Origin of the sequence: Luteolibacter flavescens (genome assembly GCF_025950085.1) — a bacterium.
Classification (GTDB): domain Bacteria; phylum Verrucomicrobiota; class Verrucomicrobiia; order Verrucomicrobiales; family Akkermansiaceae; genus Haloferula; species Haloferula flavescens.
Window position 1 is genome coordinate 65,530 of sequence record NZ_JAPDDS010000020.1, and the last position, 22,135, is coordinate 87,664.

The window sequence follows — 22,135 nt, forward strand, 5'->3', positions numbered from 1 at the left end:
GGCCAAGAGCCCGGAAATAGAAAGGCCGCCGCTCCCCCCGAACGAGGAACGGCGGCCGATGCATCACTTACTCGACCGCGGTCACATGAATGCGACCGAAGAGTTTTCCACCCGCGGAATTGGCGGCCGGGATGGTGACCGTTACACGGTCCGGAGTCGCCGCGTCATCCACGGTGACGGTGACGCCGTTCGCGTAGGTCCCGCCGGTGGCCTCGATCGGGACATCGGTCCACACGGCACCGAGGTCCGTATTCCACTGCACCAGCAGGGTGGCGAATCCGATGGAGGTCTCCTCGCGGTTGAAGGCGATCGTCAGGCCATTGGCACCGCTGCCCGTGGCGGTGACGAGGGACGCACCCGATACCTGAGGATTACCGCCCAGCACCCACTCGAGGCCGTTGGCGATGCCATCGCCATCCGGATCCGCTTCGAAGGCGGGGTCCTTCTGAGGAGTGGAACCATCGAGGCCGTTCGCGGCAGCCCATGTGGAGTAGGGATTGCCCGCGGAGGTGGAGGTCAGCTTCACCTGCGTCGGCGTGTAGTGGATGGTGAAGGTATTCACCCCCGTGTCCACCGTCGCGCCCTCCGCCAGACCAGCGAAGGTGCCGGTGCGACCGCCCGAGGCATCCACGATCACGATATCCGTGCCGGACGGGACGAAGCCGGTGCCGATCTCGCTGAAGGTGAGATTCGCCCCGGTGATGTTTGCCGTGCCGCCTACCTGGAGCTGGCCGCCCGAGTCCGTTTCGTTGTCGATCATCACGTGGAGCGTCGAGCCGCTGGAGAGCACCGCCGATGCCGCGGCGAAGCTGTCCGCGAAGACATCCCCGGGGGACACCGTCGCACCGGAGGCCACGGTGAGCGCCGAATTGCTGCCCGCACCACGACCGCCGACGGTGCCGGCAGTGACCTGCGTCGGGCCGTTGTAGCCGTTGAAGCCGTTCAGCACGAGAGTGCCCGTGCCATTCTTCACGATGCCACCCGCACCATCGATGATGCCGGAAAGGCGCACCGTGTGGGTGGAGGTGTCAAAGGTCGTATTGCCATTCGTGCCGGTGAGATCCACGTCCAGCGAGGAACTCCAGTTGTCCGCCGCACCGACCGTGCCACCGCCCAGCTCCAGCGCGTAGAAGTCCGGCGAACCCGTGGCCGTGGTGATGCCGCCGGCACCGATGGTGAGGCTGCCGCCTTCCAGCGTGTAGGTCGCATTGCCAAAGGCGACATTCGCCCCCAGGTCGAGCTGGCGGGCCAGCACCGTGCCAGCGGTCTGGGTGAAGACACCCGTGGTTCCCATGCCATTGCCGCCGAGGGCGATGGCGAGGCGCTTGTTCGTGAGGTCGAGCGTGCCGCCCTTCATCTCGTAGGTGACGGTGGTGCCCGCGGTATTGAGGCTCGCGCCGAGGAACATCTCGCCGCGGTTGGCGGGATTGAAGGTGAAGGTGCCGCCGTTCTGGACGATCGTGGCGCTGCCGCCATCACGGCCGAATACCGTCGAGTCATTGTAGTTGCCGGTGACATTGATCACGGCTCCGGGCTCAATGGTCACGGAAGTATTGGACCCGGCGAGATTGCCGAACCAGATCACCGCACCCGCGCCCGTGAAGTTCGTGGTGCCGCTAAAGGTCAGGCTGGCATTCGTGGTAGCGAGACCCGTGAAGGAATTCGTCCCGCTGAAGGTCCGGGCCGTGGCACCCGCGTCGAGCATGCTGCCATTGAAGGTATTGTTTCCTCCCAGCGTCAGCGCGCCGGAGCCGGCGGCCAGCGTCAGGTTCCCGGCGACGGTGGACGTGCCATTCAGCGCGACATCCCCGGCGTCGAGCAGCACCGAGCTGCCAAAGACCGTGGGTGCCGTGATGGTCAGCGCGGAAGTGCCCAGCTTGTGCAAGCCCCCGGACGAGGTGATCGTGCCCGTGCCGCCGAAGGAGTAGGCGTGGGTCGAGTTGTCCACGAGGATCGAGGCCGTGGAGACATTCGTCGTCACGTTCAGCGCCGGGGTTCCGGAGCCCGCGTTGGCAAAAGTCACCGGATCGCCATCGGCGAAGGCGGTCGCACCGACGCCATCGTTCCAGACGGTGGAGGAGAAGTCCCACGGATTCGTCGTGCCATTGCCCACCCAGGTCAGGTTGCGGCGGCTGGTTCCCGAGACCACGTCGGACCAATTCTGGCCGATGCGGATCTCGTCATGCTTCACCGTGCGGCCGTTCACGAAGGCTGCCATGGAGAGACCGTTGAAGGACAGGTCGCCGCCGTTCGTCTTCAGCACCGTGGGAACGCCCGGCTCGGTGGCGGAGACGGGATTCTGATAGATGCGGATCTCGTCCTGGTTGCCCGCCTTGTAGTCGATGCGGACCACGTAGAAATTCACGCCCGTGCTACCGGGTCCGATCAGCGTAGGGGAATTCTGCGGTGTCCGCAGGTTCACCACCGCGCCCGCCGTGTCATTGCCGATACCGGCGATGCGGCCCGGGTCGCCGAGGTTGCCGCGGTGGAACTCGAACTCATAGAAGAGGCTCGTGCCGTCCGGCTGCTGGAGGAAGCTCAGGTAGAGCGTCTTTCCATCCGCTCCGATATTGCCATTGCCATCGATGTATCCGGCGGTGCCGAAGCGTCCGCCCGGCGTGGTGTCCAGGACGCGACCATCACGCTTCGCATTCGGAATGAAGGAGCTGTTGGAAAGCGACTGCGCGTCATAGCCGTTCGGCGCATTCGTGCCTGCGACCAGATTGCCGGTCTGGGGATTGCCGCCGCCGCCGTCCACGGCGGTCCACGGTGCGCCCCAGCCCACGCCGCCGTTCTTGCCGTTCATGTTCGCCACTCCGACGCTGTAGTCGAAGCCCTCGTAGGCCAGCAGCGTCGCGGGGGTGGTCTGCACCACCACGGTCGCATTCGAGCTGGTGGCCGTTCCTTGGGAATTCGTCGCGACGGCGTGATACGCTCCCGCATCGCCCGCCTGCACGTTGTTCAGCGTGAGGGACGTGCCGGTCTGGCCTGTCAGCAGGGTCGCGCCGCGATACCACTGGTAGGTCGGAGCCGGGTGACCGTTCGCCGCGGCTGTCAGCGTCACCGTGCCGCCGGTGAATGCCGTGACGGATGCCTGCGGCTGGGAGGCGAAGGTGGGAGCCGACGCCACCGGGATAGTCACATCGCCCCAGGTCTGGCCGATGCGCACTTCATCATGGGAAATGGTGCGGCTGTTGTTGAAGGCACCGAAGGAGATGCCGTTGAAAGACATGTCCGCCGCCGCGAGTTTCGTCAGCGTGGGTGTCGGCTCGGTCGCCGAGGTCGGATTCTGATAAACGTAAACGTCATCGTTGCCCGCCTTGAAGTCGATGCGGACGACGTAGAAGTTCACGTTGGTATTGCCCGGCCCAACGAGGGTGTGCGTGCCATTCGGCGCGCGGAGATGCACGTTGTTGCCCCCTTGGTCATTGCCGATGCCGCCGATGCGGCCGCTATCCCCGAGATTGTCCCGGTGGAACTCGAACTCGTAGTAGGAGCTCGTGCCATTCGCCTGCTGCAGGAAGCTCAGGTAGATCGTCGTGCCATCGGCACCGATGCGCCCGTTGGCGTCGCGATAACCGCGCAGGCCGAAGGGACCGTTCGCCGAGGTGTCGATGAGGCGGCCGACGCGGCGGTTGTTCGGAAGCAGGCTGCTGTTGCCGATGGACAGCGCATCGTATCCGGCGGGCGAGCTGGCTCCGGCGGTCATGCTGCCGGTGAGAATGTCGGCGCTGCCGTTGTTCACGGTCTGCCAGGCACCGTTCCAGCCGGTGCCGCCATTCAGGGTTGTAAGATTGCCGGTGCCGGTTGCGTAGTCGAAGCCTTCATAGGCCAATGGCGCAGCCTGGAGCGCGAGGGGAGACAAACAACCTGTCAGGACGAAGGTACAGTTCCTGAAGGAATTGGGGTAGGGTCGTTTCATGGGTTTATGCCAAGTTCTCTCTTGGGAGAGGGGTTACTTCTGGCTCGGTTGGATTGATCCGGACAGGATCGCCGATTTGCCATTCAAGTGATCATTGGGTATCCAGTCATGAGGCGTCGCAACAACGGAAAAGCCGTGAGCGCCGCTCATTCCTGTCTTGTCAACTTTTGCCAGCCATCATTACCGATTGCAGGTTTGGGTTTTACTCTTCAACTGCGCGCAGCCGGGCAAACAACTTCCCGTTGTCTGCGTGGTATCCCGGCACATGTACCGTGACCGTGTCTCCACTCGTTGTGACCACCACTCCGCCGGGGTAAGTCCCGCCTCCCGGCTGGATCGGCACGTCCGTCCAAGTGCCCTCAGCCAAGCCCGTGGACCACTGCAGGACCAGCGACGTATGGGCGGACGCCTCGGGATCGAGATCGAAGGAGATCGTCAGGCCATCCGCCGCCTCGGCAGTCCAGAGGGCGCTGCCGTCAAATCCGAGCGGGCTGCCGCCGAGCAGCCACTCGATGCCATTTGGCACGCCGTCGTGATCCGGATCCGCGTCAAAGGAAGCGCTCCCCGCCCCCGCTGCCTCCAGACCGCTCGCACGCGTCCAAGTGATGTAGGGCTTCTCCGCAATGACCTCCGCCCATGACGTGCCCAAGCGGATCTCGTCATGCGCGACGGTCCGGCCATTCACGAAAGCACCGAAAGAAATACCGTCGAAAGACATGTCCGCCGCATCCAGCCGGGTCAATGTCGGCTCGCCCGGCTCGGTCGCCGACGTGGGGTTCCGGTAGATGCGGACGTCGTCGTTGCCCGCCTTGAAATCGATCCGTACGACGTAGAAGTTCACGTTCGTGTCCCCGGCTCCCATGAGCGTGTGCGTGTTGTTCGGGGCACGCAGGTGGACATTGTTCCCCGTGCGGTCATTCCCGATGCCCGCGATGCGCCCGTTGTCCCCGAGTCCGCCGCGATGGAACTCGAACTCGTAAAAATAACTCGTGCCGTCCGGCTGCTGGAGAAAGGAAAGATAGAGCGTGCTGCCATCTTTCCCGATCCGGCCATTCCCGTCCACCAGCCCGCGGGCACCGAAGGGACCGCCGGGACTCGTATCGAGGAAGCGCCCGACGCGCCGGCCATTTGGCAAATGACACCTGCCGCCGGTGGACAGCGCGTCATAGCCCGCCGGAGTCCTCGTAGCTCCGGCGAGACTGCCCGCCAGGAGATCCGCGCTGCCGCTGTCCACCGTGACCCACGGCCCTGCCCAGCCATGCCCGCCATCGCGGCCGGTCACGGACGCGGCACCAGCCGCGTAGTCGAAGCCCTCATAGGCCAGCGGCCCGGCGGGAAGCGGCGGAGCCACGGCGGACAGCGTCACATTGTCCGCGATGTAGTGCTTCTCCCCATCCATCGCACTCGTGCTCGCGGAAATGTTTTTCAGGTCGATGACGGCGAAAACCTCCGTCCCCACGTCCTCGATGCCCGGCGTGAAAACAGCTGTCGATCTCACCGGCGCGACGCCTGCCAAGGACGGCAGCGCCACATCGTCAGCCGTCACCGTGCGTGTGCCCGCGGTGCCCAGCAACGTGCCGGCATCACCCGGTACCCCGCTCGTGACTCCCTTGCGGAAGGAAACGGTCAGCTCGCCGGTGTGGGCGTAGTTGCCCGGGCCATCCGTGATCCTCGCTCCGAGATCCGCGCCGAGCGTGAAGGTCTTTCCTATGTCCGCGAGCGCGACGTGGCCCAGCGATTGATAGATCCCTGCACGATTCTCACCCGCGGCATTCCTCGCTTTCAGCGAAGCGGCACCCACCCCCGTGAAGTCGGGATAGCCTGCCGCCTCGGTCAGCGCATTTCCGCTGTCATCCCAGCGCCCCGCGGCACCCGCCCAATCGCCGAAGGCCGTCCAACCCGGAATCGTGCCTTGATACGTCGCGCCACTAGGAATGCCCTCCTCGAATCCCGGATTTGCCAGCACCTTGGACAGCGGCGTCTCCGGCGTCCACGCCGAGGCGAGCTTCTTCACCGCGAGCGCATGCACGGTCCCCTGCCCGCCCGAAGCATGGATCGATGGCGTGGAGGTTCCGTTGTTCGGATTCAGGTAATGCGATCCGAACTTTTCGCCATCGAACGCGTAGGCCTCGAGGCTCAGCCGGTCGAGCAGCAGCCGCAGCTTCACCCGGCCGGCGCGCGGCTCCACCGCTCCGTCGAACAGCGTGCCCGCGTTTCCATTCACATCGGTGAAGGTAAAGGTGCTGTTGGCCACATTGTAGCGGACCGTCGTGCGAGGCAGATCGATCACGACCTGGGTCGCGGTTCCGGGAGAAAACTCGATCGAGAGATCGACGAGATCCAGCGGTCCTGCCGCCGCGAGCAGATTCGTCGCATCCAGCACCTGCCCTGTCGTCTCATGGGTGGAGGTGACGAGGGCGGAAATCTCCGGGATGGGATTGGCGCAGAGTCTCACCCCCGCGGGCGTGGTCCGCAGCGTCAGGTCGCAGGGAAATGACATCTGCTGGTTGAAGGGCACGCCGTAGGCCGCCGAGGAATCCGGCCCGCCATTCATCCAGCCGACCTGCACGACGCGTCCGCCCGGTGCCTGATTGAAACTCTGCGCAGCGTAGAAGCTGCCGTGGCTCGCCTTGAAGGGTCCCGCCTCGGTGACGAACTGGGTGCCATCGAAGCTGCCGATCTCGTAGTCGAAGCTGGCATCGTAGATCACCCACTTCGTCTGAGCCGGATTCCCATCCACGGGCAGCGGGAACATGTCCATGCACTCGAAGGCCCAGTCCCGCATGAGGTCGGAAGCGAAGGTCCACTCCTTCAGGTCAGTGGAGGTGAAGAAGCGGATGCGCCCGGGACCGCTCTGCACCCAGAGGAGCATCACCCATTTCTGCGACGCCTCATGCCAGAAGACCTTCGGGTCACGCTCGCCCGCGTCGAAGCCTTGGTACGGCACCACCGCCCGGCCTTCATCGTGGTAGTCCCAGGTGACGCCGCCGTCCGTGCTGTAGGCGAGCGCCTGGTAAAAGGACGAGTGCGCGTAGGTGTAAAAGGCGGCCAGCGTTTTCCGCGAGCTGGTCTGCACGCCGAGGCTGTTGTTGTGATCCACCACCGCGCTGCCCGAAAAGATCGTGCCGCTGCGACCCTCGATCTGATAGGGCAGCAGCGCGTGATCCTTTTGCCGCCAGTGGATCATGTCCGTGCTGGTCGCGTGGCCCCACGTCATGTTTCCCCAGCCGGTGCCGAGGGGATTGTGCTGGAAAAACAGGTGATACTTCTCCCCGTCGAAGACCATGCCGTTCGGGTCGTTCAGCCAGTTCCGCCGCGAGGTGAAGTGGAATTGCGGGCGATGCTGCTGGTCATAGCCGATCGCGGGAGAGTCCGCCCTCGGGATGCCCGGCATGAAGCGGAAGCTGCTCGGCGCGGGCTCGTCACTGCCTTGGAAATTGTCCGCATTGATGTGGCCCCAGCCACCCGTCGCCTGGTCGAAGATCACCAGCGTGGCCGTCTTTCCGACCAATGCCTGCGCGTCAAAGGAAACCGGGATCATCGACTCGCTGTCGAAGCCGGTGGCCATCGGATACTCGGTGCCCTCGCACACCAGCTTCACCCCGGTGGTCGCGGGATGATTGCCGCCGCCCATGAGGAACGTGATGTAGCGTTTCTGGATGACAAAGGGCTGCGAGGTCAGCGTGCCGACTGGCCCGTCGCCGCGGGTGGCACCTGGCACGCCGGTGATGCCGTCGTAGTTTTCAAAAGTGCCGATCCAGTAGTTCCCCTGCTGCCCCGCTGGCACATTCCCGCGGGCGAGCGTGTTGTCGCCATAGGTCGGTTGGCGGGTGAATGCCGTGCCGGACGCCGTCCAGTTGACCAAGGTCCCGGCCTCGAAATCCGAATTCGGAAACAGCGGCACAGGCTCCGCCGCGGCCCAGGCGGGGCCAAGCGACAATACAAGGCAATACAACAACGCGGAACGACAAGACATCCGACAATAACAAGGGTTTCCTATCAAAGAGGCCCGGAAAGAGGGCCACCGCAACAGGCAATCCCCTGACGGATCGCGATACCTGTCCTGTCAGGTGACCCAGCCATCATGACACCCTGATGGCGAAGCGCATGCCTCTTCTCGCCTCCCCTGAATCCGACCATTCAAGCTCATCTCCAAGCTGGCGCTTCAAAATCTGCCATGGCAGGTTGCCCGCCAGAAAATTGACAGGCCCCGACCCAGCGGACCCGTTTCTGTCAAATCAAACCCAGACAGCTTTTTTGAGCATGAACAGTCGCACGCCTGCGAAGCACGAGGACATCTCCGACGAACTGCGGAAGGAAATCGCGGCCGGCAAGTATGGTGAGGAAGGACGCCTGCCCAGCGACTCGAAGCTGATGGAGCGCTTCGGCGTTTCCCGTCCCACGGTGGCGCAGGCGATGCGCACGCTGGCACTGGAGGGGCTGGTGGTCCGCAAGACTGGCTCCGGCACCTACGCCCGGCCGCCGGGGCAATCCACCGTGCCGATCTCGACTCGCCGCCTCGCACTGCTGATGCCGCACTTCGGCCACACGGAGATCTTCCAGCTCATCGCCGGTCACCTCGCCAGCCTCGCCCGGCATCACGAGTACAGCCTCGTATGGGGTGGCTCGACGCTGCCGCAGCTCGATGCCGACACGCGCCTGGAACACGGCGAGGAACTCTGCCAGCAATTCATCGAGAACCGCGTCGATGGCGTCTTCTTCTCCCCCTACGAATTCGTCAAGGGAGGCTACGACGCGAACCTGCGGATGGTGAAGCGCTTCCGCGACGCGGGCATCCCCATCGTGCTCGTGGACCACGACATCGTGGCCTATCCGGAGCGCAGTGAATACGACCTGGTCGGCGTGGACAATGCCGGCGGCGGCTTCATGATCGGCCGGCATCTCATCAAGCTCGGCTGCACGCGCTTCGTCCACGTGGCAAAGCCGCTGTCCGCCTCGACCGTCGATGCCCGCTACACCGGCCTGTGGACCGCCGTGAGCCAGTACGGCGATGCCGAGTGCTTCATCAAGGCGGAGCGAGGCGAGGCGGGCGACCCCGTCTTCGCGAACAAGGTGATGGCTTCACGACCGGATGCGATCGTCTGCGGGAATGACCACACGGCCGCGCTGCTGGTGCGCACGCTCGGGAAGATCGGCGTCTCGGTGCCGGGCGACGTGCGCGTGGTGGGATTCGATGACGCGGGCTTTGCCAGTCTCGTGAGCCCGCCGCTCACCACCTATCGCCAGCCCTGCCAGGACATCGCCATCTCCGGCTTCCGCGCGATGCTCGACCGCATCCAGGATCCCTCCCTGCCTGCCCGCAGCATCCGCCTCAGCGGCAGCCTCGTGGTGCGGGAGTCCTGCGGTGCCTACGTGAAATGAGCCGCCGGAGGGAGGGCCGATCACCCGATCAGCCCTCCCGGCGATTCTGGTTACTTTTTCCAGGCCGAGCGCAGCTCGTGGACATCGAGCGAAGTGAACTTCGCTTCACCGCCACGGGACTCGAGGTAGAAACGACGATTCTCTTTCTTCGTATTGAAGGGCAGCGGCAGGAAGCACTGGCCGTCGCTGGCGAAGGCCTCGATGCCGATGCGGTCGCAGTAGATGGTGAGGCGCTGCTTGCCATCGATCAGCGGTGCGGGCGCGCGGTGGCCGTTCACGCTGAGCTCCTGCTTCTTCGCATCGTAGATCACCATCGCGTCGCGGATGTTGAAGACGATCTCCTCGGCATCGCCGGGCTCGAATTCCGCACGCACTTCCACCAGCTCGGCGCTGATGTCATCGAGCGGGTTCTTGTCACCGGGCTTCAGCGAGAGGGCTCCGATCTTGTGCGACTTGGCGCGCAGCACTTCGAGCTCCTTCACCGGGGTGAAGGTCATGCGCGGGCCGTCGTCGGTCTTGATGAGGTGCAGGTCCAGCGGGATGGACATGGACTGGTTGAAGGGCATGCCGCGCGTCTCCGTGCGCCACCAGCCGATGAGGATGTGGCGTCCGTCCGGCTGGTTCGTGAAGGCCTGGGCGGCGTAGAAGTCCTTGCCACGATGACCCGGCAGCAACGGCGTCTCGGGAGTGTAGGTCTTCCCGTCGAAGCTGCCGATCTTGTATTCGCTGCTCGCACCGATCAGCACCCACTTCTTGTTAGACTCATCGCCATCGACCGGGGCCTCGAAGAACTCGGGGCACTCGAAGAAGCCATCCGTGCGGCTGACGAAGGTCCAGTCCTTGAGATTCGGCGAGGTGAAAAACTGCATCGTGTTCACGCGGTCCACCTCGACCCACAGGACCATCACCCACTGCTTCGTCGGCTCGTGCCACACCACCTTCGGGTCGCGGTTGCCGGGAGTGATTTCCTTCAGGATCGGATTGCCTTCGTACTTCGTGAAGGTGCGGCCATCGGTGCTGTAGGCCATGCCCTGCACGGTGGGATTTCCCGCTGCAGTGTAGAAGAGCACCATCGGCGGCTTGCCGTCCTTGCCGAAGCCGCTGGTGTTCTTGTGGTCCACCACAGCGCCACCGCTGAACATCGGCCCCATGTCATCCGGCAGGAGCTTCGGCGACAACTCTTCCCAGTGGACCAGGTCCTTGCTCACCGCATGGCCCCAGTGCATGTTCCCCCAGCCCCAGCCGTAGGGATTGTGCTGGAAGAAGAGGTGATACTCACCGTTGTAGTACACCATCCCGTTCGGGTCGTTGTTCCAGCCACGCTTCGGCGAGAAGTGGAATTGGCCGCGCTGGGTCTCTTCGTAAAGGTTGCCCGAGTCCTTCATCTCGTTGCTCGCCACGATGGCGGACAGCGCCTTCGAGTCCTCGTGCAGCTTGTCCACGCGCAGGGTGAGCTTCTTGCCCTTCCACTCGCTCACGTCCATCGGTGCCCACCAGTCGGGCGCGCCGTCGGCGAGTTCGATGTCGTTGCGGACGACCTTCTTGCCATCGACGAAAAGCGTCACGACGCGCTTCGGTGCGCCGTTCTTGATGGGGATGTTCAGGTACTGGGTGTTCGCCACCAGCGTGCGCTCGGCGTCGCTGATCATGCCCTTCGGGCGGGTGTCGGTCTGGACGATGTGATCCACATTGATATGACCCCATCCACCCTTCGCTTCATCCACGATTTTCAGGACGGCCTTCTTTCCCGCGAGGTCGGAGACGTCCCATGACTCCTGCTGCAGGTCCTCGCTTCCGCCCGGCTGGTCATTGGAGCCGGTGGCGCTGCGAACCACCTTGCCGTCCACGAGCAATTGCAGCCCGAGGCCGTGCTCCCTCTTCCCGCCGCCGATGAGGAAAGCGATGAACTTCCGCTCGATGCGGAATTCCGGCGAGGTCAGCGTGCCGGTCGAGTCGTCGCCATTGAAGAAAGTATTCACGAGACCCTTGCCCTTGAAGCCCGCGAGACCCATCTGTCCGGGCAGCGCGCCCTGTGCAGGGCCGGCGCCGAATGCCTCGCCGGTCTCGATCCAAGGGTCGTAGGAACTCTTCTCGAAATCCGCGAGGATGATCTCGGAGGCGGCGAAGGCGGGACACGTGAGCGTCGCGCACAGGGCTGTGGTCTTGAACAAGGTATTCATGGATGCGTGGGTTACGTCAGGAGACGATGTGACCGACGGAAGTGCCGATCGATTCTCTCCGTGACCGTTCAGGGGTGGCAGCGGTCTTCGCGACCGACTGCGCCAGGGCGATGGCACCGCAGACTCCTGCGTCATCACCCAGCAAAGGAGGAACGATGTAATCTTCTATTCCCCTTTCGTCCAAGGAAGGGGATTGAATGTAACCTGCAAGGACATCCCGGAAAGCTGTACGGACCTTTCCAAGGAACGCCTCCTCACCCAGTCGCCCGGCCTTCCTGACGCTGCCGCCGAGGATGATCCGGCGCGGCGAAAGCACGCAGGTGAGATTGACGAAGGCATGCGCCATGTAGCGCGCTGTTAGATCCCATGCGGGGTGATCCGGCGGGATGGACTCGGCAGGCATGCCGGCGCGCTTCGCGATGGCGGGCCCGGAGCAGAGTCCTTCCCAGCAGCGGCCGTGGAAAGGGCACACGCCCTCGAAGTCATCGCCATCGATGCGCGGCAGTCCCATGTGACCCATCTCCGGATGCACCAGGCCGTGCAACAGCCTGCCCCGCGCCATGCCGCCGCCACCGATGCCGGTGCCCGCGGTCACGTAGATGAAATCCTCCAGGCCCGTGGCCGCGCCCCATCGCGCCTCGCCGAGGGCAGCGCCATTCACGTCGGTGTCAAAGATCGCCGGCACGCCCGGGAAGGCGCGGCGCAGCGGGCCGAGGATGTCCGCATGCTGCCAGCCTCTCTTCGGCGTGGTGGTGATGTAACCGTAGGTCGGTGAATTTTCATCGAGGTCCACCGGGCCGAATGACGCCAGGCCGAGTCCGGCGATTTCGCCGTGCTTGTCCTGTTGCCCGAGGAACCAGTCCACCACCTCCCGCATCAGGCGGGCGGGGTTGTCGCCGCTGTCGAAGCGCGTGCGTTCGAGGATGCCCGAGCCCGGCCCGTTGCCGACGGCGCAGACGAACTTCGTGCCACCGGCTTCGATGGCACCGACGATGGTTGAAGGCATGTTGCTCATGGCAGTGGATCGCAGGGATCCGGGACGTGTGCGTTGGTCATCGCTTCGCTTCTTTGATCTTGAGATAGTCCAGGCCGAAGAGGTGGCCGCCGGTGGTCCCGGCCTGCACCTTCGGATTGCGGCCGACGACCTTCGCCGTCAGCACGTGGGTGCCCGCGTCGAGGTCGTAGGTGCCGAGAGGGATTTCTCCCGTGCCCGTCACCCTTTCGGCGAACAAATCGAAATCCCGCCCGACGGGCACGCCGTCCACGGCGAGGGAAAAGATTCCGTAGTCGGCTGCCTTCGTGAAGGCGGCGAAGAGTTCCTGCCTGCCGGACTTGCCGACCGTGAAGGCGATCTCGATCTCATCGCCCAGCGTGCCATCGGTCCACACGAGCTGAGCGTCCCGGCTCCAGGTGCCATCGGGGAAGCTGGCCATGTCCTGCACCCAGTGGCGGCCGGAGCCGGTGCGGACCACCATCATGTCCTCGGCCTCGATCATTCCCGGCCCGGGCTTGATGGTCTCGAAGGTGGACGGCATCACGTGCTTCATGTCCCGCGACGGCCGCGGGTGGCGGCGCTCCGCAAGGGGCACCGGCGAGTAGGGATTCGTGCTACTGGATTCACCGTACCAATACGCACAGACGTCATAGACGGCGGGGCGGCAATCGCGGTTCGGCATCACCTCGATGAACCCTTGGAATCCCTTCTCGAAAGGAACGTCGTCGGAAAGGTGGAAGCGACAGACGGATGTGTCCTCCTGCGCGTCGGGACGGATCCGCGAGATCGATGCCGACGGGCTGTCGAAGGTGATGAAGGGCGGATCCGCCGCCCAGGCGTAGCCGATGTAGTCCTCGCTGCCGGTGCCGATGGTGGACGGGAAGGCCTCGCCATCGACGTAAAATTTCTCGTCACCCTCGCCCCACCAGCCGCCGAATTTCCAGATGTGCTGGGACATGCCGACGTAGCGCCCCTTGCCCTCCACTACCAGAAGCGGCCAGTCCGGCCAGCGGTCGCCGCGCTTGTGCAGGAAGCGGTCCTTCTCCAGGCCGGTGAAATCATCGCCATGCCACGCGGCGCGGAAGCGCAGCAGCTTCGAAGCCTCGGCTGCATCGAGCGGGACGGTCTCGAGGCTCACCGCGACCTTCCGCGATGCCTCGCCGTCGTTGCCGAGCACGAGCTTCATGCCATCCGAGAAGGGCATGTAGAAATAGCAGTAGAACTCACCATCCACGCAGCCCATCGGCAGCGTCTTGAAGGGATTGAGGCCCGGCGACGTGGCAAAGAAATCCCCCAGGGGAGCCCATACGCTCGGCTTCTCCTCGCCATCCCAGGAGATAGAGAGCGTCAACTCGCGGAGGATGTCCTCCTGCTTGATGCGATCTTCCGGCAGGCCAAGCGGCTTGACCTTCAGCACGCGCATGGCACCCGCCCCGGCGACGGCGATCTCCTTCGAGCCGCCCGCAGATACATCGAGCGTTTCCGATTTGCGCGCCGGCTCGCCACCGCGATACGGGTTGTCCCCGATCTTCTGCCAGGCTTCATTCGCCTGCTTCAATGACGCCGCCACCTCGGGCGTGAACCCCGGGAAGGTGCTCACCTTCGTATCCTTCGGGAAAAGCGTGTGGGTGGCATGGAAGTAGGCACCCCACCCCTCGCTCATCACGACCTTGCACGACTTCGCGAAAGGGATAGGGATGAAGGTGTTTCTCCCGCGGGAAAGGGTCATCGCCAGGCCCGGATACTCCTTCTCCAGATCGTCGAAGAGACTGCGGAAGGGCTTGTCTACGATGGGCGTCGTACTTCCGTCGAGATAGATTCGGATGTGGCCCTGCTCTGGCTTCGCCGACCACACGCGCCATAGCACGCCAGGGCCCTCCAGATCGACGAGCACCTGACCGTTCCCCTCCTTCCTGATGAAGCCCCAGCCGTCGTCATTCGCACCCCAGTCGCGATAGGCGCCCGTGGCTGCGTCGTAGGCCGAGTCGCGGTCATGACTGGTGGAAGCGCCACCCCGTTCGCCCGCCACGACCGGCGAGGCGAGCCGCTCCATGCCGGTGAGCCGGGTGACCAGATCACGGTAGGAGAGCGTCTCCGCCGCGTGCGATCCGAGCGGCGCGATGGCGAGCAACAGGGTGGCGATTCTTGCGATCATTTGGATGCGATTCCGAGCTTTGCTTCCATTTCCTCGAGCGGGACGCCCTTCGTCTCCGGCACCATGAATTTCACCCACACGAGCTGGAGCACCATCATGAAGGCGAAGAACAGGAAGACCGTGCCAGGAGCCATCTTGGCCATCATCAAGGGGAAGACGGTGGTCAGAGCTGCGGCGAAAACCCAGTGCGTGGCGCTGCCGAGGGCCTGACCCGCGGCTCGGTATTGGTCCGGGAAAATCTCCGAGATGAAGACCCAGATCACTGCTCCTTGGCCGATTGCGTGGGCAGCGATGAACGCAAAGATACAGATCAACACCATCATTCCACCGGACCCCGCGGCTTTCGATGCCTGCGATAGAGCCTCATCCGCGGTAGCCTTTACTGACTCGAGGTTGGCATTTTCGAGCAAGACCACCGGTTGTGCGCCAGACTTCGGCTCGGCTGTCGCGGCCACCAGAGCACTCTTCTTATCTTTTAACTCCTCCTCCAGCTTTGCGACTCGTGCCGGATTCGCATCCTTCATGGAGTCAACCGCTGCTTTCAAATCGACGGCAGAGGAAGCTGCGCGGAACTGAGGTGCCCACGTGAAGAAGGCCAGCGCACACAAGCCCAGCGAGATGATGTAGCCGAAAGAACCGATGTAGAGCAACGTGCGACGACCGATTCGATCAATGAGCCAGAGGCCGACAAAAGTGAAGATGAGATTGGTGATTCCAATGCCGATCGCCTGCGCCAGAGCGTCTTCACTGCCGGTCATCCCGAAGATCCGCGGAGCGAAGTAGAGAATCGCGTTGATACCGGAGAGCTGGTTGAAAAAGGCGACGAAAAACGCCAGCAGGATAGGCGTCTTCAAGCGTGAACTCCAAAATCCACCTTGAGTCTGCCGGGATTCCGACGGCCTCATCGAATCGGCTAGGTCTGAGATCTCCGCTGCGGAAGCACTAGGGTGAATGAGCTTCAAGACAGCTTCACCCTTGCTGCGATCACCCCTGCGCGAGATCAGCCAACGCGGGCTCTCAGGAATTAGCAAGCAGGCCAAGGTGTAGACAACCGATGGGAGCACCATCACACCGAGCATCCAACGCCACGCATTCTCGCCGAAACCACCGAGCAGGAAATTGGAGCCGTAGGCCACCAGAATACCAAACACGATATTGAACTGAAACATCCCCGCAAGACGGCCGCGATGCGCTGGTGGTGAGATTTCCGAGATGTAGAGCGGAGCTGCAATTGTCGAAATGCCGATGGCGATGCCACCGATGAACCGCGCGATCATGAAGGAGTAGACATCGTTCGCCAGGGCGGACCACAACGAGCCGATCAGGAAGAGCGCTCCGACCCAGAGAAGGGTCTTCTTCCGTCCGAAATGATCGGTCGGCCAGCCACCCACCATGGACCCCAATACGGTTCCCCACAGGGCGGAACCCATGGCAAGCCCGTGCATGACGGCGCTGAGGTTCCAGAGCTTTTGCAAGGTCTTTTCCGCACCGGAAATGACCACGGTATCGAAGCCGAAAAGGAATCCGGCGAGTGCGGCTACGATGGACCACAGAATGAGTCTTCTATCCATTGAACTTGGGTTTGGTGATGGTTACCGTGACGTTCCCAAACCCTGTCCTGCAATCATCGCTGACTTACCTTTTCCACAAAGGTGTGCTTACAGATTTGGGATCTGTCAGAATCAATCATCCTAGCCCCTCTCTTTCCAAACCGCAAAGGCGTCATTCCCCGCCAACCCGCCGTGCCTGATCCTCGCTCATCCACGCGTAGAGGATGGCCCAGAGTGACAGCGCGAGTGAGAAAAGCGGGATCTGCACCGGCTCTGGCAGCAGGTAGAGCACCGTCACCACCGGGATCCACACGCCCCAGGTGGCGAGGAGGGCGGGAACCACATGATCCCGGTAATAGCTCGCGGTGAAGAACTCCCGCGACATCCGGTAGCCGCGATTTTTCCACGCGAAGAGCCAGACCGTGACCGGCGCGGCGAAGAGTGGATTGTAGAGAAACTGGTCCACTAGAACCTGCGGGATCACCACCGAGGCGATCGGCTCGTCCCCGAACCACAGGGCCTGCCCGCGGTAGAAGACATCGACGACGAATCCCATGCCGCCCCAGAAGGGAATCGTGAAGAGCAGCTCCCGGAAGTTCTTCGCCTGTAGCCTCCCGCGCTGGTTGATGACGATGCGGAGCAGCTCCGGCACGACCGCCCCCGCGATCGCCGCGGCGAGGATGCTGTAGCCAAAGCCCCACGCCGCCTTGGTCTCCGCGAGACGCAGGAAAAATCCACGCGCGGGCGGATGAAAGTAGTAGAGCACGAGCAGCGTCACCATCGCGCCTTGCACTAGCAGGCCGGGCAGGACGTTTGCCCGCACCGCACGCAGGCCGGCCCGCCACGGGGCCTCGCGCGTCATACCGGTGGGCTCGCTCACGTCATGGAACCTGCGCGTCGGGTGAATGAACTGCAAGGTTCGCGCGTCTTACAGTCATGATCTTCTCGCGCATCGCTCCCCTTTTCCTAGCGGCCCTCGCCCCGCTGGCGGCAGCCGATTTCCCGGTGGTCAGGCGGTCGGATCGCGTGCTGACGGTGGCCCAGGTGAAGACCTTCTGGGTGAATCGCCTGCGCGCTCAGGCTCTCCCGACCAAGGCCACCTCGCCCGATCCGGAAAACGAGGACACCCGCCGGGTCGAGGCCCATCGCAGGCGCGTGCTCATGGAGGAGATCCGCGCCGGGCAGCACGATCTCGCCGCGCGCCTGGTCTGCCTGAGCCACAATGTGGAGGCATGGTCGCGGCTCGGCGACGAATCGAAATCCGAAGCGTCCGAGCAGAGGCTGATCTTCCTGCGAGAGCACGTCGCCCGGCTGGTCACGCTCGAGGCGCAGCGCGAGGCCGCCGTGAAACTGGGCGAAGCAGCGGACCGCACGGTGGCCATGAGCGAGGAGATCCAGCGGCTGAAAGGACTGCTCGCCCGACAGGATGAAGCCTGTGGATAGACTCCATCGACACATTCAGCCTCATCACCTCCACTCTTCCGAAAAACGCGCCGTCGGAAAAATCGCCCGCGCCTCCTCTAACAGCTCCGCCCGCTCCCCCGGCAGATAGCGGCTCGATACATGCGTGAGCACCAGCTCTCCCACCCCCGCGTCGCGCGCGAGCGTCGCGACCTGCGCCGAGGTCATGTGGTAATGCTTCCGCGCCAGCTCCAGATCCGCGGCGCGATACTGCGACTCGCAGATCACGTGCCCGCAGTTCTTCAGCCACGGCACCAGCTTCTCCACCGCAGCTTCATCCAGCAGGAAGTCCGTGAGATACGCGATCGAGCCTCCCGGCGTCGCGACCAATAGCTCCGCGCGCAACTCACCCGCGGTCCGGCCTTCGACCACCGCATCATCGGGGAGCGCGACGGGATCCTTCAGCGACTTCAGCCAAGGGCCCGGCTTCAGCCCGAGCGCCGCGAGACGTTGCGGATCGATGTTCCACCGCGTCTTCTCCGTCACCTTGTAGGCGATGCTCGCGGTCAGGTGATCCAGCGTCATCGCCTCCACGGTGAAATCCTCTTCGTCCAGGATGAGCGCGCCTTCACGGACCGTCGCAGCTTCCTCATGCGCCGTCTCGAAGGCGTCCGGCAGTTCGTAGCGCCACGTCTTCACGGCGACCTCGCCGATGTCCGAGACGCGCCAGGTCGCGCCGAGATTTTCGTGCAGGTTCCACAGGTAGCTACGGAAGCGATGGTGCATGATCCTCGCCGTTCCCGGCGGTCCCCAGATGCGGTTGTTCTCGCCGTCGCGGGCGAAGTTCATGCGGAAGAAGCCATCGAAGCCTGCCACATGATCCATGTGGAAGTGCGAGAAGAACAGATGGTCGATGGCCTGCACATCCGAGGGCGCGAGGGCCGACAGACATCCCTCTCCACAGTCGAAAAGCATGCGCCGCACGACGTGGCCGCTATCCACCTCGACGTGGAGCGCATTGTCCCGCCCGGCCCCGCCGAGCACCCGGAAGCGGATGGCCATGCCACAAGGCAAGGAACCCGCCCGCGATCTGTCAAGAAACCGTGACAACCTGCCCGCTTGATCACTCTCCGCCGTTGCGATGCTCTCATCCCATGCTCCCTCGACTTATCTCCGCGCTGGTGATCTCCACTCAACTCGCCCGCGCCGAGCTACCTGATGCAGCCCCGCTCATCGAGGAGATGTCCGCCGCACACGCGAAGCTGACGGGATACGCGGCCACATGGACTTCGCAAGGTGAGGGAAAGTCGCTCGACCTGACGATTGCCAAGGATCACAGGACCGGACGCTTCCTCATGCACATCAAGGCGCAGGGACCGAACGGGAATATCGAGTCACGCCAATGGAGTCCGGATGGAAAGGAGGTCTATGTCGATAACGATGGCACGAGGATGAAATTGGATGCCGTCACCGCTGAGACCAACTTTTACCGGAGCTTCCGCGAGGTGTTTCTTGAAAAGGAAACATTCGACACCTTTGTCATCTCCGGAACTCCCGGCATGCTGCTCGGCCGGGAGTCCATCCAGGCCATGCTGCGGATCGACCGCAACGCAACGCCGGGATGGATGAACTTCAAGGCCGACTTCAAGACCGCAGCTGCCAGTGAAAAGGAGGTCACGCTGGCCAGCGGGGAATTCGGCAAGTTGACGATCGACCGCGCGACGGGAGTGCTGCTCCGCCAGGAAATCGACGGCGTCGGTGATGAGAAGCGCGTGCTGGAGCGCACCGGCTACCTGACCGAGGGAGTCGCTGAAGAAATGACTGCCATCACGAGCGGGTGGAGCACCCTCGGCGCGGTCGCCGGCGGGCTCGATCCATGGTCGCTGAAGTCGCGGCCTACCTTCCTCCAATTCGTGATCGACGGCATCGAGAGCGGCACCGGCAGCCTGGAGAAGCTGGAGGAGAAGCTCGCCCGGAAAGAAGAACTGCTCTCCTACGGCCGGAACGCCCTCGCGAAGTCGAAGGAACCGGTCGGCGGGACTTTGCCATGGGACAAGGTCATGGAAGCGACCCGCACCGAAGCCCGCAACCGATGGAAAGCGACGCTGCCGGAAGGCTCCCCGGAGGATGAAGAGGCCTTCGCAAAATACCTCGCCAATCCCGCGAACCAGGCCTCCCTCCGCGACATGATAGCCGATGAAATGACCGCGCTCGAGGGGATGATCCCCGGAGTGGTCAACGCCCTCTATGGCCCGGGCAGCGAAGATGGCTTGATCGCAAAGACCGCCACCGGTCGTGTCGCGAAGGCTTCCATCGAAGCCGCGCTGTGCCGCGCCTACCTCGCCGCGAAGCTGGAGGAGAAAATGGCAGCCGCCTGGGGCGAACGCGAGAATCTGGACTGACCGCGACGCGCACGCGCTTTCCCGTTTTCCTTTGCTCCGATGTGAAGGACCGGGCCATGCTCCGCCGTGTGAGCGCCTACACATCCCTCGAAGCCCTGCTGCACGATGCCTTCTGGGCGGACGAAGGCGAGCCGGTGGAGCTTGCGATGCTGGACGAGCTGCTGCGCGGCCACCCGGGCACGTCGCTTGAGATCGGCTGCGGGTCCGGGCGCCTGCTGCTGCCGCTCCTGCAAAAAGGCCACGACGTGGAGGGGCTGGAGCTGTCCCGCGAGATGCTGGCCATGTGCGAGAAATCCGCCGCGGACCTCTCGCTCGCGCCCGTGCTGCACGAGGGGGACATGACCGTCTTCGACTCCGGAAAGAAGTATCACTCGCTGCTCCTGCCCGCCTTCACCTTCCAGCTCGCGCCCGATCCTGCGGCGGCGCTCGCGCACTTCCATCGCCTGCTGGAGAAGGACGGCCTGCTTTACCTCAGCGTCTTCATCCCCATGGCAGAGCTTCATCGCGAGCTGCCCGAGGGAGAATGGTACGAGGACCATCGTACATCGCTCCCGGACGGCCGCGCCGCCGCCGTCCACACGCGGCACCGGCTCGACCGGAAGAACCGCGTGCTGGAGCGCGAGCATCGCTACGAGCTTTTCGCCGCGGATGGATCGCTTGAAACGGAGCACCTGTCCTCGCAGACACTGCGATGGTTCACGCCGCGGCAACTCCGCGGGATGCTGGAGAAATCCGGCTTCGAGGCCGTCCACGCGCTGGCCGACTTCGATCCGGAGCTGCCCGTCGATGACGAGGCGCAGATCGTGACGGTGGTCGCCCGCAAGCGCCCGCCCGCGGCCAGGAAAGCGACGGCGGTGAAACGGCGCACGCGCTGACCCCCGCGGCCCGCGCTTGCAAGAATCGCGTCCCGACGGACGTTCAGCGGGCGGCGTGTGGCACGCGCGGCGTTCCCGCCCTTGCCCCGCCGCCGGATTCCATCATTTTCCACCCATGCGCTTTCCCCACGGTCACCTCGCCTACTGCACGAATATCCATCCAGCGGAGGACTGGGCCAGCACCTTCCGGGCGCTCGATACCCATGCCCTGCGCGTGCGCGACCTGGTCGCCCCGGGCCTGCCGTATGCCATCGGCCTGCGCCTGTCCGCCACCGCCGCCGCCGAGCTGCTGGCCGGGGACCGGCTGGTCCGCTTCAAGGACTGGCTGGCGGAGAACAACACCTACGTCTGCAGCCTGAATGGCTTCCCCTACGGCGACTTCCGCGCGGGCTCCTTCGTGAAGCGCAATGTCTTCCGCCCCGACTGGACCGACCCGGCACGCCTCGAATACACGAAGGAACTCTTCACCATCATCTCGGAGCTCGTCCCGCAAGGCATCGAGGGCTCCGTCTCGACCCTGCCGGGATCCTTCAAGGAATTCGGCGCGGATGAAACGGTGATCCGCGCCCAGCTCATCGAGCTCGCCGCCTTCCTTGACGCGCTCAGCGACGTCTCCGGCCGCGACCTGCACCTCGGCCTGGAGCCGGAGCCGCGCGGCCACTTCGAGAATACCGAGGAGACCCTGCGCTTCTTTGATCGCCTGCTGGATGACGCGCCGGACCACGAGCAGATCAAGCGTCGCATCGGCATCAACTACGACTGCTGCCACTTCGCTCTCCAGTACGAGGATGCTCGTACTTCGCTGAATGCCATCCGCGGGGAAGGCCTGCGCCTGTCGAAGATCCACCTCTCCGCCGCGCTCGCGCTCGACCCGCGCATCCCGGCGGCGGTGGAGGCCATCAGCGCCTTCGACGAGCCTACCTTCCTCCACCAGGTGCTCGCCCGCCATCCGGACGGTCGCATCGAGCGCTTCACGGATCTGCCGGACGGCATCGCCTCCCTGGATACCGAGGACGGTCGGGATGCCGAGCAATGGCGTGTCCACTTCCACATCCCGCTCGACTCCGAACCCGCCGAGCCGCTGAAGTCCACGAACCAGAATTCGCGCGACGCCCTCATGCTCGCCGAGGAGGTGCCAGGCCTGTGCGCACACTGGGAAATCGAGACCTACACCTGGGGCGTGCTTCCTTCGGAAATGCATCGCCCGGTGGAGGAGCAGATCGCCGCGGAGTACCGCTGGGTGCTCGGTGGCAATCCCGCGTGACCCGGCTTTG

Annotated in this window: 13 protein-coding genes; 5 read left to right on the forward strand and 8 right to left on the reverse strand. The window is 63.9% G+C overall.

Annotated features, from left to right (window positions below):
• Positions 1 to 67 precede the first annotated feature (67 nt).
• Both OKA04_RS23095 and OKA04_RS23100 read right to left on the reverse strand, forming a co-directional pair.
• On the reverse strand, positions 68 to 3,922 hold the full coding sequence (locus OKA04_RS23095; RefSeq protein WP_264503595.1) for a beta strand repeat-containing protein: 3,855 nt from the start codon (positions 3,920 to 3,922) through the stop codon (positions 68 to 70).
• 202 nt (positions 3,923 to 4,124) lie between these two features.
• A complete protein-coding gene (locus OKA04_RS23100; protein WP_264503596.1) occupies positions 4,125 to 7,898 on the reverse strand; it encodes a glycoside hydrolase family 32 protein in 3,774 nt (1,257 codons plus the stop codon).
• A gap of 287 nt (positions 7,899 to 8,185) precedes the next feature.
• Between OKA04_RS23100 and OKA04_RS23105 the strand changes: the two genes are divergently transcribed.
• On the forward strand, positions 8,186 to 9,304 hold the full coding sequence (locus OKA04_RS23105) for a substrate-binding domain-containing protein (protein ID WP_264503597.1): 1,119 nt from the start codon (positions 8,186 to 8,188) through the stop codon (positions 9,302 to 9,304).
• A 50-nt stretch (positions 9,305 to 9,354) separates the two neighbouring features.
• Here OKA04_RS23105 and OKA04_RS23110 read toward each other — a convergent pair whose 3' ends face one another.
• The 5 genes from OKA04_RS23110 to OKA04_RS23130 form a co-directional block, all read right to left on the reverse strand.
• Entirely contained in the window at positions 9,355 to 11,484 is a 2,130-nt protein-coding gene (locus OKA04_RS23110) for a glycoside hydrolase family 32 protein (protein WP_264503598.1), read from the reverse strand.
• Positions 11,485 to 11,500: 16 nt separating this feature from the next.
• Positions 11,501 to 12,490 carry an ROK family protein gene (locus OKA04_RS23115; protein WP_264503599.1) on the reverse strand — a complete coding sequence of 330 codons (990 nt, stop codon included), beginning with the start codon at positions 12,488 to 12,490 and terminating at the stop codon, positions 11,501 to 11,503.
• A gap of 46 nt (positions 12,491 to 12,536) precedes the next feature.
• Complete coding sequence (locus OKA04_RS23120; protein WP_264503600.1) at positions 12,537 to 14,633, reverse strand: glycoside hydrolase family 172 protein; 2,097 nt, start codon at positions 14,631 to 14,633, stop codon at positions 12,537 to 12,539.
• Positions 14,630 to 16,204 (reverse strand): sugar porter family MFS transporter, encoded by a 1,575-nt coding sequence (locus OKA04_RS23125; RefSeq protein ID WP_264503601.1) that lies wholly within the window; start codon positions 16,202 to 16,204, stop codon positions 14,630 to 14,632. The genes OKA04_RS23120 and OKA04_RS23125 overlap by 4 nt, the downstream gene beginning before the upstream one ends.
• A gap of 151 nt (positions 16,205 to 16,355) precedes the next feature.
• Positions 16,356 to 17,063 carry a hypothetical protein gene (locus OKA04_RS23130; RefSeq protein WP_264503602.1) on the reverse strand — a complete coding sequence of 236 codons (708 nt, stop codon included), beginning with the start codon at positions 17,061 to 17,063 and terminating at the stop codon, positions 16,356 to 16,358.
• Positions 17,064 to 17,119: 56 nt separating this feature from the next.
• On the opposite strand from OKA04_RS23130, the gene OKA04_RS23135 reads away from it, so the two are divergent.
• Complete coding sequence (locus tag OKA04_RS23135) at positions 17,120 to 17,626, forward strand: hypothetical protein (RefSeq protein WP_264503603.1); 507 nt, start codon at positions 17,120 to 17,122, stop codon at positions 17,624 to 17,626.
• 24 nt (positions 17,627 to 17,650) lie between these two features.
• On the opposite strand, the gene OKA04_RS23140 is transcribed toward OKA04_RS23135, so the two are convergent.
• Entirely contained in the window at positions 17,651 to 18,646 is a 996-nt protein-coding gene (locus tag OKA04_RS23140; RefSeq protein ID WP_264503604.1) for an MBL fold metallo-hydrolase, read from the reverse strand.
• 92 nt (positions 18,647 to 18,738) lie between these two features.
• Here OKA04_RS23140 and OKA04_RS23145 point away from each other — a divergent pair, with 92 nt between their 5' ends.
• The 3 genes from OKA04_RS23145 (at position 18,739) to eboE (ending at position 22,125) form a co-directional block, all read left to right on the forward strand.
• The gene (locus tag OKA04_RS23145; protein ID WP_264503605.1) at positions 18,739 to 19,986 is read left to right on the forward strand and encodes a hypothetical protein; all 1,248 of its coding nucleotides are present in this window, start codon (positions 18,739 to 18,741) and stop codon (positions 19,984 to 19,986) included.
• A 56-nt stretch (positions 19,987 to 20,042) separates the two neighbouring features.
• Positions 20,043 to 20,861: a class I SAM-dependent methyltransferase gene (locus tag OKA04_RS23150; protein WP_264503606.1), complete on the forward strand. Its 819-nt coding sequence runs from the start codon at positions 20,043 to 20,045 to the stop codon at positions 20,859 to 20,861.
• Between the two features lie 115 nt (positions 20,862 to 20,976).
• Positions 20,977 to 22,125, forward strand: a complete 1,149-nt coding sequence (gene eboE / locus OKA04_RS23155; protein WP_264503607.1) for a metabolite traffic protein EboE — start codon at positions 20,977 to 20,979, stop codon at positions 22,123 to 22,125.
• The last annotated feature ends 10 nt before the right edge of the window (positions 22,126 to 22,135 follow it).